Origin of the sequence: Parasphingorhabdus sp., assembly GCF_039939955.1 — a bacterium.
Taxonomy (GTDB): Bacteria; Pseudomonadota; Alphaproteobacteria; order Sphingomonadales; family Sphingomonadaceae; genus Parasphingorhabdus.
Genome location: NZ_JBDVHS010000002.1, coordinates 471,019 through 483,184, shown reverse-complemented (window position 1 = coordinate 483,184; position 12,166 = coordinate 471,019). Strand labels below are relative to the sequence as shown.

Below are 12,166 nucleotides of genomic sequence, written 5' to 3'. Positions count from 1 at the left end.
TCTGAGCCAGCTTAAGCGGCGGCAGCGGGCTCTTCCTGCATGAACTTCCCATAGCGGCGCAGGCAGAACAGGCTCAGCAGGACAATTGCTGCCGGAATAGCCGAGTAGCAAAGGATCACACCGTTGATCGCAACGTCTGTCTGCGCAATCGCTCCACCGGTCGATGAAACAAAGCCGAATATCGACAGGACCGCGCCGCTGATCAAGGGGCCGATCGCAAAGGCCAATTTCTCGCAAGCGGACCAGACGCCAGAAAGGCTGCCTTCCTGCGGTGCCTGCCCAGGTTTAACCCCGTAGCTCAATGTATCGGTGAAGAGTGAAATGGCTAGCAAGACGAAACCGGAGTTAAAAACACCGATTAATACGGCCCGCACCATGACAAGAATGACTTCTACACGGATCTCTCCGAAGAACGGCATGGCCCAACTCATGTCTCCAAATTTTCCCAAAGCCAGCCAACTCAATGTCACCAAGCACCAAGCAATGCAGGCCAGAACAAACATCGGCAATTTACCAAAACGTTTTGACGTGGCCAGCCAGACCGGCTGGCTGAGGAGAGAACCCGCAGTCATGGCGAGCATGAACGGCCACAGCAGAGAAATGTTCCCGATCGAATAAATGAATATCAGGCCGACGACCGAAAAGGAGCAAGCCGAACCGATATTCTGGAAGAAATTCGTCAGGTTTATCAACACAAATGGCTTGTTTCGCCAAGCACGCTTCAATTGTGCCATCAGGCCAACCTGCTCTTCGGCCACCCGATCCGCGCGGAAACTCCATAGACTGAGTGCTGTCGTCAACATGGTGAAAGCGCATATCATTCCCAGCACACCGCCCATTGCCATCCAACCGATCCGGCCACCGCCAAACCATTCGGTCAACGGTTGCGCGGCTCCGATGCCAATGATCAAACCAATCATCGTGAAGATCATGCGGTAGACCAGAATTTTGGTCCGTTCATGTGTGTCCTTGGATAGCTCACCAGCCAGCGCCAGATAGGGTACGGAAAAGGCACTGAAACCGGTTTGTGCAAGCAGAAAGGTCAAAGATACGATCGCTGCGGCAAGCCAGGGCGAACCAAAATCTGAAACGGTGAAGAGCGCAAAGAAGCCCAGCGAAGAAGCGACCGCACCCAAAGCGAGCATCGGCGAGCGGCCAAACCGGGATTCAATACGGTCAGAAAAAGAACCAACCAAAGGATCGAAAATGATAACCCAGAGTTTGGGAACCATGATCGCCAAACCGGCAAGCCAGGCAGGTATGCCCAGCATGGTGATCATGAAAATCGGAAGCAGTACGGCGGGCGTATCGCGGAAAATCTGCGCACCCAGTTGGCCGACACCATATTTGAGCATCACTCCTTGCGATACCGGCGCGTCTGCTGGTGCAATTGATTCAGCCATTAAGCCTCCTGGGTAAACAAGTCTCTTCCCTCATCCCAATTGATCCGCGCATACGCTATGTTCCGTTATCCGCTAGGTGGCCAGATGGATGGATGGATTGGCCCGTTCGTTTTCGACCGCTTCTATGGTAATCCAGAATTATTCACTGAGGTACTGTATATAATGAGCGTCAATATAAACCCCATGGCTGCGCCGTCCCCCCAAGCAAAAACCCTGAAATTTCTTGAGGCAAACCATGAGTTGCTGATTGATGGCAAATGGCAAAAAGCGCAGGATGGCGCGACACTGGACGTCGTCGATCCTGCGACCGGAAAGCCGCTGGCGACAGTCGCCTGTGGCGGTGCGGCCGATGTCGACATTGCCGTCACTGCGGCAAGACGGGCCTTTGAAGGTGAGTGGAGCACCAAATGCGGCTTCGACCGCGCCGAAATATTGCGGAAACTTGCGCGCATTGTCGAAGAGCATAGCGAAACGCTTGCCGAGCTGGATACGGTCGATAACGGCATGCCCATCATGCTGGCACGCATGATCGTCGGAAATACGAGCAGCCTGTTCAACTATTATGCCGGCTGGGCTGAAAGAATTGAAGGCACGACGACGACACCGCCTTCCATGATTTTGGCCGAAGCGGAGGCCTTTACCTACACGCTGAAAGAACCGGTCGGCGTGGTTGGCATGGTGCTTCCATGGAATGTACCGCTATCCATGGCGGCGCTGAAACTGGGTCCGGCCTTGGCTGCAGGCTGCACGGTGGTGTTGAAACCAGCCGAGGATACGCCCCTCGCGACCCTGTATCTCGGGCATCTTCTGGAAGAAGCAGGCATCCCGCCGGGCGTCGTAAATATCATTCCCGGACTGGGCCACACCGCCGGTGCAGCATTGGCCGCCCACGACGATGTCGACAAGATTGCCTTCACTGGTTCAACAGCCGTCGGCGGAGAAATCGCGCGTGCCGCAACCGGCAATTTCAAAAAAGTTTCGCTGGAACTGGGCGGCAAGTCGCCTGTAGTTGTGTTCGCCGATGCCGACATCGATCTGGTGGTGCCGGGCATCGCGCAGGCCGGTTTCTTTTTGCAAGGGCAGAATTGCATGGCCGGTACGCGCATCTTTTTGGAAGACAGCATACATGACGAAGTGATTGAGCGGCTGGTAGCGCATGTGAAAACGCTCAAGATCGGTAACGGGCTGGATCCGGAAACACAGATTGGGCCCCTCATCACCGCGAAACACCGGGAGCGGGTCTTTGCCTATATCGAAGCAGGTCTTGCCGAAGGTGCAACCTTGGCAGTGGGTGGCGACAAGATCGATGGACCGGGAAATTTCCTGAGCCCGACGATATTCACGGACACCACGCCCGATATGAAAATTGTGAGAGAAGAAATTTTCGGACCGGTGATTGCCGTCCAGCGGTTCAAAGCGGATGATCTGGAGGAAGTAGCTCGGCAGGCAAATGACAGTATTTACGGCCTATCCGGCAGCGTTTGGACACGCGATCTGTCCCTTGCCCACAAGATGGCGCGCCGCATCCGGTCCGGCCATGTATCGGTGAATTGCCATGGCGCGGTCGGCCCCAATATTCCCTTTGGGGGTTACCGGCAATCGGGTTGGGGCCGCGAGTTTGGCCGTGAAGGGTTAGAGCTCTTTCTTGAAACCAAAGCGGTTACGGTTCGACTCTAATTTCCAGATGGAAGCGCGCAGATTGTCTGCTGCGCTTCCATCCAGTCGTTCTTAATCCTTGATAGCGGAACAGGCGTACCAGCTACCCAGCATGGTGCGGCCTTCGGGATGTCCTTCCGTGAAAAAGTCATCACGGTCGACCTTTAGTTCCGGCACGCCCTTACGATAGCCCACCAAGACCTTGTCGCGTTCAAAGCCTGCCTTTTCTGCTACTTCGACCCAATCGGTGCGAGCCAGGGATGTCATGAAAGGCTCATTATTATAATGCGATTCAAAATCGCACCGCATTTGATCCCAGAGCGATAGATGCTCGTGCCGTGGCGGCACTTCGACGTGGCACATGATCCCGCCGGGACGGAGCAAGCGATGACATTCGCGCATGATGGCCCGCATGCCTTTGGCCGAAGTTTCATGGAACATCGCAGATGATGTCACCATATCAAAACTACCGTCTTCAAAATTGGTGCATTCCGCATTCTGTTGACTGAAATGGATCGGGACGCCCATGGATTCGGCTCGGGCATGGCCGTAGCGCAACATCGGCGCGCCCAAATCAATCGCCTGGATTTCCGCGTCGGGATAGGCATTGGCAATAGCCGTGGTGCTCTGTCCGATCGAACAGCCAAGGTCTAGAATGCGTTTGGGTTGAAAATCGGGATAGAAATCCTTCACATGGCTCGCCAGAGTATGGCCGCGCCCATCATTTTTCCAACCACCATTCATGTTCCGCAAATAGGTGGATGAGAAACGGTCGTAGAGAGCGCCAGCCCGAAAATCGTCTTCTGCTGTGTCGACTGTATAGCTACCTGGCATCCGGTGATGATCGAGCGCACCGATATAGCGCGGAATCTCGAGATCGGGATCCAGTGTCAGACTGCCCTTAGGCGCCTTGCTATGCTGTTCCACTTTTTCCGCCAGGTCGTCATATTGACGGTCGATAGAACCATCGATCGAACGCCAGATACGGTCCTGATAATGGAGCGAAAGCGTGAGCCAATATTGATGCAGCGGGTGCGCTTCCAACGGTTTGCGAACATGCGCGCTGCTGGTCGGTTTATTCCCGGTTTCCGCTTCTGCTTCCGGCACGATGACTTCGTCGAGCAAACGCCGGTCAAGCGGATCGACATTGCGATTGGTCCAAGCCCGCATCGCCAGAAAATGGTCTTCCATTGCCTGTTCATCATGCGTCGCCTGCGGCATGATCGCATGGCCAAAATGGCTGTGGTTTAGCTGCTTCTGCATTGGGTATTTCCTTTCAGACCAAATTTTAGTCGGACGCCACTTCGTTCAAAACGCCGTCATAAGCCGATTGCTCGGTCAGCGATTCTGGCAACAACCGTTCAAGGGCCGAACCGAGAACACGGTCATAGATCGCTTGCCGATACGCGCCACGATGCTGATTCACGGCCATATCGGGCGTAAACCGGTCTACGTCCTCTGGACCATGCAGACCCGCTGCCTGCAACATCCGTTCATTTGCATCAAGCCGGTCCTTGAGAACCATGACTTCGCCCAAAAGCGACAAGACCATCCCGGCCAGTGCATCCTGCCTTTCGTCCTCGAAAACGATAGGCTGACTGCCTTTGGAGCGACTTGTGCGTTCCTGATTTTTGCGTTCAACCATGACTATGCTCCGTCAAATCAAATTGGAATAATGTGCCCGTGCGCGCCGCAATATCCTTCTTGTCCAGATCGGGACCGAAGGCTTCCTCGGTCACAGCGTCCTTGGCTTTCAGGTCATAGCCGGTTTGGCTAGAAAGCAGAACTATCATCTCTGTTTGGGATTCAAGCGCAAAGGGAAATTCATGCCAGGTGCCCAGATGCAGCTGGAAACCGGCAGATCCGTCAAACAAAAATGCCTGAACGGACGAAAGGTCTGGCAATTCGCCATCATTCGGTGGGGCCATAACCGCCACAAACGGCTTTCCACCGAGCGGAATAAACGCCTGCGTATGCTGAAAATGCCGCTCCATATAGCGCACTTCGCCTGGCCGTCTGTCAAGATTGGCAAGCGACACTTCAACCGGATGCTCGCATTCAAACTTAACCGGGTAGGACATTGCAACCGCGCCCTTATAAAAGTCGACCGCAACCGGTTTCACGCCACTGGCGCTACCGATAATCTGCCCGAACGGCGCCAATGCTTCAGCGCTGGCTTTGATCAGGGGCAGGTGGATAGCTTTATGGTTACTCATTTTTTCATTCCAAACATTTGCCGCAGCACATCCGTCCAGTGCAGCCATCTCGCGGTCGGGTTCCATGCATTGGGTTGCTCTTTAGAAATAGCGAAATTCTCAAAATCTACAATATTCTGGATAGTTAGGCCATGATTTGGCTTGATACAGCCCGCCCAGCCCGCCTTGTCCGCTCACCGGATAAACAAGCATCTGTCACCCGAAAATAATGACGGGGCTGCGGGACGCACAGCGTTAGCGGACTACCGATGTCATCATCGCATAAAAAACTCGATCGGAACGGTAAGCTCCAACGAAATTCCAGGCAGGTCTTGCGGTGGCTTAGGAAAAGGCGCCGCGCGTTTTATGGTTGCTAACGCAGCCTTATCCAAGCGTCGCGAGCCAGAAGACCTGGCAAGCTGCGCGCTTATCAGCTGCCCCTGCTTGTCCATCGTAAACCGTATATAGGCTATGCCCTGTTCGCGGCGGGCCTTTGCGCTTGCCGGATAGCGCCGGAATCTCTCAAGATGCGCAAGCAACTGGGCCTCCCAACTTGCTTCTACATTGCTGTGCTGCGAAGCTGGCGGGAGGGGGCTAGTTTCTGGCGCGGTGGTCTTCTCAACCGGCGGGCCGGGATCCGGGATCCGTTGACGCATTGCGACCGGATTATCGCTGACCAGCTGAATTTCAGGTGGTTCGATATCCCGCTCGACCGGTTCGGGCTTTGGTGTTTCCTTCTCCACCTGCTTGGGTCCGGGGGGCACTTCGGTGATTGGTTCCGATGGAGCGGCCGGCGGAGCAACATTAAACACTGCCAATGATGGGGTTTCACGCTTCACATAGGTGACACCCCATTGAATGAGAAAGCCGCCCAAGAAAAGCGCATGAAACGCCAGCGTCAGCGTTAAAGCCACCGAACGGTTGGCAGGGGACGTGCTGCTATATTGGCCGCGCTCATGGTTCGTGCTGGACTCTATAGCTTCTGACCGGTCCGAGGCGAAACTCGCGGCCGGCACAGCTGCTTCCCGCCCTATGTCCAGCAAGCGCATATATTTCATTATTCCCGGACACTCGGCGCTGCGCCGCTGGACAGTGAGCGACTGGGAAGTGGCCGACTAGCGATCCAGAGCGCGCACAGCAGCAAGGCAACGGCGACACCGACGGCGACAAGCGGCCTAGGCTGCGCGCCCAATAGGAACAATCCAAAGCCCACGGCCATGCCCGACCATGCCGCAATACGCGCTTTGCGGGAGATCGCGCGCTCTTGTCGCCATGCCCGCAAACCGGGACCAAAACGCGGATGGCTGAGAAGCCAAGATTCCAGCCTGGGCGATGAACGAGCAAAACAGGCCGACGCTAGGATCAAGAAAACGGTGGTCGGCAATAGTGGCAGAAAGGCACCTAAAAATCCCACACCCACCAATAGCAAGCCCATTATGGGCCATAAGGTTCGGGCTACCGCCCCACGCTTCCGTAGGTTCCCTTTACCGGCTGAGGTGGGTGTGTTCTCAGCCAAGGCAGGCATAGGCCAAATCCTGAACGCGGGCGAAAGCAGACCGCGCACCGCGCACCACCGAGCGTTCCTCCTCATCAGTGAAGCACGGGGCATCAAGCGCAGCGGTAAAATCCCGCCAATGCGCCGCTGGACCAGCGGCGGTGGGTGCTAGATGCCGTGCGCCATGAATATCCGAAAGGCCCAATTTTGCAGCTTGTTTACGGAGCAAAGCTGCACCCATGTTTGAACCTTCTGCTACATAGAGCCAACCTAGCGCTGCGGGAAGGCTGACCACCTCTTTCGTTGCAAAAATGGGGCGGCTCTCCACTACGGGCGGAGCAAGCCCGAGGTCCACGAGATCCAACCCGATCAGCGCCAGTCGGCGCCTATCCTGCAGTCCGGGCAGGACTGCCTGCAGCCGCTCGTTATCATATAGCGCATCAATGTCGCGGTGGAACGCCCATTGCATTTGCGCGAAACGGCCATAGCCTTGCAAATCGTCAAAACTGGATGCTTCCATCACGGACTTGTCCAGCTTGTCATGCACCTCGTGCGTCAAAGCCTTCAGTCTTTTAGCCCGTGATGCCTCAACCATGTCGATCGTCTCAATCATTATCAATGTCTCCGAAAGGGTCAGAAGCGGAAGGAAAGGCCGATTTTCAGCGCATGAACGTCGGCCTTGCTGGCTGCCCGGCGGCCATTTTCGACATCGGAGGTGCCGACCTGCGTGACTTGTTCGTAGATCGGGTTCGGGATTTCGATGATCCCGATTCCCGGAATATCGTAGATGATGGGGGGACCAAATCCGACAATCTCGTCATAGCTGAAGGACTTGCCCACACCGGACCGGGCCTCTTCAAACAGAAAATCCTTCTGCCCGAATCTTGCGTAGCTATACTCGCCGCGCAGCGCGATATTCTTGCCGAGAGCAATTTCCGCACCGCCGCCGAGTGTCCAGCCAGTCCGCGTCTTGCTGTCCGTTTCGGTAAAGGAGAGCTCGGTCAGATAGCCGTAGGGATTGGCTTGGGACAGGTTGCTCACCGAATAGGTGTCAATATACTGGCCGCGGGTCTGTTCCTCTTTCAGGAAGGCGAGACCACCGGTTCCGTAAAATAGGGCCCGGCCGGTTGCATAGCCGATCCGTCCGCGCGCTGTAGCCATCCACTTTGAATCATAGGCCATGGATGCCTGCGCTTCCTGATCGATGGCAAGCTCATATAATTCGTTCGCGGCGGTCTGGATTTCTTCCGAGAGCGCATAGCGCATGGCATTGCCCTGCATCAGGGCGAAATCGGCCTCGACACCGGCCACCCAATTGCCACCAAGATTGAAATTATAGCCCGCGAACGCGCCCCATTGCATGTCGCCATGGCTCAGATCGGCGCTTTCGGTGGCGGCCACGGCATCTTCAATGCCCGCGCCGTCGGTGGTCGTGCCTTTTCTGGAAATATCGGCATAGCCTGCGGACGCGCCGAGATAGAAGCCACTCCAGTCGCCGTCAAACGAGCCGGCCGCTGTTTTTCCGAGCAGATAGGATTCCATCGCACGCTGGCGCTGGCTGTCGGATTCCGCTTTGGCCGGGCCGCCAAACGCCCCGGTAAAGCCGAGCCGGAAGGTCCGGCCTGGCGAAGGCATGAGGCCCAATGTCAGCGCGTCCATATAATAGCGGTCGGTAATATTATCGATTCCGAATTCCACGCTCATCCGGTCATCGATCCGAAAATCCCCGAACAGATCGAACACATCATAGGGTTCCCAATCGACAACCGTTGTCGATCCGCCGAATGTGTAGATCGTGTTGCCGCGATCCCCCATATGGGTATAGCGCCCGCCGACGTGCAGCCGCTCATCGAACAGCCGCGCGCCCAGCGTCGCCGAAAGGCTGTTCTTGGGCGGAAGATGGGAGGGAATATAGCTGTTGGCGGTTCCACCTTCGCGGCAAGCACCTGCCTGGGTGCAGAACTCTTCATAAGTCAGAACAGAACCGGCCAGTTCGGCATAGACGCCGCCCGTGTCATAGCGCAGCGAAAGCTCCGCACCCTGAAACTCGGCGCTGTCGATATTGATCACCGACGTGAGACCATCGCTGCTACCGCGTGTCAGATAGTCGTCCACATGGTTGGAATAATAGCTGATCCGCGCCTGCAGGACATCGTCGGAGACAATCAGCGAATCCGTCTGGTAGTTCAGGCCGATCTCGCTGTTGCGCGACCGCTCGGCCCGCGCGCGATTGTCCGGATCGGGGTAGAAAGAGAAACCGGTCGTCGATTCAAACAAGCTCGGCGCGCGTATCGCTTCGGCATAGCGGGCGAAAAACTGCAATCCTGGCAGCGGCTCCACGATGACCGAAGCGATGGGCGAGAAGCCGCTGTTATTCTCGTCATTATAGCCGATCACGCTGTCCCGCTCGCCAGCAGATCCGATAGACACGTCGACCAGATTATTGTCGTGCGATTTCACCTTTGTGTAGCGCATCGCTGCATTGAGCGTGAGCCAATCGGCCGGTTTGAGCTCACCGGACAGATAGGCGCTATATTCATTGCGCCAGCCGTCGCGGGGTTCGACGAAATCACTATAGCCCGAATTATTCTTATAATCTTCCCATCCGGGCGGCGGCTTCAACCGTTCGCGGGTATAGGAACCGCCATAGCTCAGCGCGAGCGCGCCAATCCCGGTATCAAAGCGGGAATCGTTCCAGAGCCGTAAGCCCCAGCGATTGGATTGGCTTTGAAAAGCCGCATCGTCGTTGCGCACGGTCCCGTTGGGTAGGTCAAAGCGATAGAGCGTTTCGATGCTGGTAAAATTATCCGTTGCCCAGCTGTCGAGATGCAGATCAACAAGGTCGTTGTCGGCGGGATCCCAGCGCAAGCGTCCGGTATAGGTGTTCACATGGGTCCGGCTGAGCGGTGCCTGCAAAGCGCCACCGAAACGGACGATCTGCGACGGCATCATTTCGCCAAAATCGCTTTCGTAGCGCATATAGGACAGGTCGAGAGCAAGATCGTCGTGGGGCCGGATCACGCTGCGCAACAATATGGATGTATTGTCCTGCGAGCTGCTGAGCACTTCCTCGCCATGCTGGTAACGGCTGCTGCCTGCCGGCACTTCACCATGTTCGCCTCCGAAATAATTGCCGGTCTTGCGGCGCGCAAAGGCGCCGACGAGATCAAATGCATCCGAGCGATACGCGGTGGCGATACTGAAATTATAACCGTTCAGGTCCAGCATGTCGGGCCGGGCATAACGCTCGTCGGAACCATTGCCGGTGCCGAGCGTGCCCACTGCCGGAATATCGACATTATTGCCCTGCAATCCCGCCTTGAAACGAATGCCGAAATTCTTGTCTTCGGCCACCAGATCATTGGCGCTCAGCGTATTCGCCCGCACCACGCCGCCGGTGGCGCCGACGCCGTCTGCTGCCGCGCTAGGCCCTTTTTCGATCGAGATACTGCCGACCAAATCGGGATCGAGATAGGTCCGTCCGGCGACACCGGAATAGCCGCGATAAACGGTCGATTGCTGCAGCGATCCGTCAATTACCACCGGCACGCGGTCCATGCCCTGCATCCCGCGAATATTAACGTCCAGCGCACCGGAGTTACGATTGTCGCCGTTCAGGACACCAGGAACACCGCGCAGGAAATCGCCCGGCGATGTACCGCGGTTCTGCTGGATCTGCTCGGCGGAGATGTGGGCGGTCGAGGCGGCGCTGCGATAGGGCGCGTCGCGCGAAGCAACAGCATCGCCGTCATTGCCGCGTCCGGAATGCTTCCCGCTACCGGACGCACCGCTCGTTCCTTCCACCTTCAAAGTGGGTAGCTGAACCGTGCCATCGGCGACGACCGGTGCCGGTTCGATGACCACCGAGCCATTGGTTAGACTGCGGAAGGTAAGACCGGTTCCGGCGAGCACAGCGGACAAGGCTTCGTTCACCGCCATGGTGCCAGACACGCTTGCCGAACGCTTGCCGTCCACTTCCACAGCTTCGAAGCCGACCTGGATATTGCCCTGCTGCATGATTTGGCGAAGTGCACCGCGTAACGGTTGGACGCCGATGCTAAAATCATATTGCGTAGCAGTCGGAGCAGCGGCCTGCTCTTGGGCCACTGCAGGCATAGGCATGGCGAGGTTCATCGCCGTACCGACCAACATCATATGACGCACAACATTCAGTATCCGCCTATCGCAGCCAACATTCGAAATCATTATCCTGAAATCCCTTCAAAGCATTCGCAGCACCAAGTCGTTTGGCGCTCCTATTATCGCTAATGCGAGTCAATCGCACTAGATGTCAGAAGGTAGACTGATGTCGAGGGGCTTTTCCCAACGGTGGCAGCAAATTTATTTTACATCGGGCGTATGAGTACAGCGCCGCCGGGCAATTCAACCAGTTGTAAATCCCGCATGCCGGCTATTGTTTCCAACGCCTCGTCGGGCCGAGAGATCAAAAATACGCCGCTGACCGCGGGAAGAGCGTCGAAGTCGCCGAACAGCCAAACCGGCGCAGCGCGATAGCGGGCAATTTGATGAATGGCATCATCCACGCGCTGTTGGTCGAGCATTAGCTCACCATTGCGCCATGAAGCCAATGCCGCAACAGGACGAGAGGAGAGCGGAACCACGCCCGTATCCGTGTAGCGAGCCCGTTCCCCAGCCTTAAGGGGAAGGGCCACATCAGCAGCTTGGCCCTGCACTTCAACGGCGCCTTCGGTCACGGAGACTTGGACCGTATCTTCGGCTCTCTGAACTTCAAAGGCAGTGCCGATATCACGTGTTAGCCCATTCATCGCTTCGACCAAAAACGGCCGGGATTCATGTTGCACTTCGAACCATGCACGCCCTTCCAACAGACGCACGACACGGATGTCCTCTTCCAGGTCTACGGCAATTGCAGTCGCGCTATCCAGCACCACGGTCGAGCCATCCGACAGCGCAATATTGCGCGTCTCTCCGGCCGCCGTACGGAAATCGGACTGCATTTCGATCAGCAATGTCGGGCCCAAGAACAGAGCGAAGACGCTAGCGGCCAGCGCTAGGGGCACGACCCGAGCAAGGCGCCGGCGGGAAAGGCGCGGACGCCTCTGCCAGGCAGTCGAGCGCACATTGGGCGTTGATGCCTTACCTTCGTTGGGACTATCGGCGGCAACATCCAAATCCTGCCACAGCGCACGCTCTCGAGCAAAAGCATGGGCATGACTTTCATCTTCCGCCAGCCATGCTTCCAACTGTTCCAGCTCCGGCTTGTCCATTTCCTTCGAAGCGAGGCGAACAATCCAATATTGCGCGCGTTCGCCTAAGTCAGACCGCGCGTGTTTGATATTTGGTTCGGATATGGAAATGGTCTGCTTCTTCATTGCTGATTATATATGGATCTGACAGCGGCCCTATTTCGGGATGCCTTAAACATTAGACGGAAC

General features: G+C 56.4%; 10 protein-coding genes. 1 reads left to right on the top strand and 9 read right to left on the bottom strand.

Features of this window, described 5'->3' with window-relative positions; translation table 11 throughout:
* Positions 1-11 precede the first annotated feature (11 nt).
* Positions 12-1,403 (bottom strand): MFS transporter, encoded by a 1,392-nt coding sequence (locus ABJG22_RS02580; RefSeq protein WP_348018667.1) that lies wholly within the window; start codon positions 1,401-1,403, stop codon positions 12-14.
* 162 nt (positions 1,404-1,565) lie between these two features.
* On the opposite strand from ABJG22_RS02580, the gene ABJG22_RS02575 reads away from it, so the two are divergent.
* The gene (locus ABJG22_RS02575; protein ID WP_348018666.1) at positions 1,566-3,080 is read left to right on the top strand and encodes an aldehyde dehydrogenase family protein; all 1,515 of its coding nucleotides are present in this window, start codon (positions 1,566-1,568) and stop codon (positions 3,078-3,080) included.
* A 51-nt stretch (positions 3,081-3,131) separates the two neighbouring features.
* Here ABJG22_RS02575 and ABJG22_RS02570 read toward each other — a convergent pair whose 3' ends face one another.
* The 8 genes from ABJG22_RS02570 to ABJG22_RS02535 all read right to left on the bottom strand — a co-directional run bounded on the left by ABJG22_RS02570 (position 3,132) and on the right by ABJG22_RS02535 (position 12,103).
* Complete coding sequence (locus ABJG22_RS02570; protein WP_348018665.1) at positions 3,132-4,322, bottom strand: class I SAM-dependent methyltransferase; 1,191 nt, start codon at positions 4,320-4,322, stop codon at positions 3,132-3,134.
* Positions 4,323-4,347: 25 nt separating this feature from the next.
* On the bottom strand, positions 4,348-4,704 hold the full coding sequence (locus ABJG22_RS02565; RefSeq protein ID WP_348018664.1) for a hypothetical protein: 357 nt from the start codon (positions 4,702-4,704) through the stop codon (positions 4,348-4,350).
* Entirely contained in the window at positions 4,697-5,275 is a 579-nt protein-coding gene (locus ABJG22_RS02560) for an ureidoglycolate lyase (RefSeq protein WP_348018663.1), read from the bottom strand. The genes ABJG22_RS02565 and ABJG22_RS02560 overlap by 8 nt, the downstream gene beginning before the upstream one ends.
* Before the next feature lie 254 nt (positions 5,276-5,529).
* Positions 5,530-6,312: an energy transducer TonB gene (locus ABJG22_RS02555; protein ID WP_348018662.1), complete on the bottom strand. Its 783-nt coding sequence runs from the start codon at positions 6,310-6,312 to the stop codon at positions 5,530-5,532.
* Positions 6,312-6,779, bottom strand: a complete 468-nt coding sequence (locus ABJG22_RS02550) for a YbaN family protein (RefSeq protein ID WP_348018661.1) — start codon at positions 6,777-6,779, stop codon at positions 6,312-6,314. The genes ABJG22_RS02555 and ABJG22_RS02550 overlap by 1 nt, the downstream gene beginning before the upstream one ends.
* On the bottom strand, positions 6,763-7,362 hold the full coding sequence (locus ABJG22_RS02545; protein ID WP_348018660.1) for a biliverdin-producing heme oxygenase: 600 nt from the start codon (positions 7,360-7,362) through the stop codon (positions 6,763-6,765). The genes ABJG22_RS02550 and ABJG22_RS02545 overlap by 17 nt, the downstream gene beginning before the upstream one ends.
* A gap of 20 nt (positions 7,363-7,382) precedes the next feature.
* Positions 7,383-10,955 (bottom strand): TonB-dependent receptor, encoded by a 3,573-nt coding sequence (locus ABJG22_RS02540; protein ID WP_348018659.1) that lies wholly within the window; start codon positions 10,953-10,955, stop codon positions 7,383-7,385.
* Positions 10,956-11,095: 140 nt separating this feature from the next.
* Positions 11,096-12,103 (bottom strand): FecR domain-containing protein, encoded by a 1,008-nt coding sequence (locus tag ABJG22_RS02535; RefSeq protein ID WP_348018658.1) that lies wholly within the window; start codon positions 12,101-12,103, stop codon positions 11,096-11,098.
* Positions 12,104-12,166: the final 63 nt, after the last annotated feature.

Bases quoted from the DNA above. Each gene is read 5' to 3' on its own strand.
- ABJG22_RS02555 (WP_348018662.1), bottom strand. From the start codon at position 6,312: ATGAAATATATGCGCTTGCTGGACATAGGGCGGGAAGCAGCTGTGCCG.
- ABJG22_RS02565 (WP_348018664.1), bottom strand. From the start codon at position 4,704: ATGGTTGAACGCAAAAATCAGGAACGCACAAGTCGCTCCAAAGGCAGT.
- ABJG22_RS02560 (WP_348018663.1), bottom strand. From the start codon at position 5,275: ATGAGTAACCATAAAGCTATCCACCTGCCCCTGATCAAAGCCAGCGCT.
- ABJG22_RS02540 (WP_348018659.1), bottom strand. From the start codon at position 10,955: ATGATTTCGAATGTTGGCTGCGATAGGCGGATACTGAATGTTGTGCGT.
- ABJG22_RS02550 (WP_348018661.1), bottom strand. From the start codon at position 6,779: ATGCCTGCCTTGGCTGAGAACACACCCACCTCAGCCGGTAAAGGGAAC.
- ABJG22_RS02535 (WP_348018658.1), bottom strand. From the start codon at position 12,103: ATGAAGAAGCAGACCATTTCCATATCCGAACCAAATATCAAACACGCG.
- ABJG22_RS02580 (WP_348018667.1), bottom strand. From the start codon at position 1,403: ATGGCTGAATCAATTGCACCAGCAGACGCGCCGGTATCGCAAGGAGTG.
- ABJG22_RS02570 (WP_348018665.1), bottom strand. From the start codon at position 4,322: ATGCAGAAGCAGCTAAACCACAGCCATTTTGGCCATGCGATCATGCCG.
- ABJG22_RS02575 (WP_348018666.1), top strand. From the start codon at position 1,566: ATGAGCGTCAATATAAACCCCATGGCTGCGCCGTCCCCCCAAGCAAAA.
- ABJG22_RS02545 (WP_348018660.1), bottom strand. From the start codon at position 7,362: ATGATTGAGACGATCGACATGGTTGAGGCATCACGGGCTAAAAGACTG.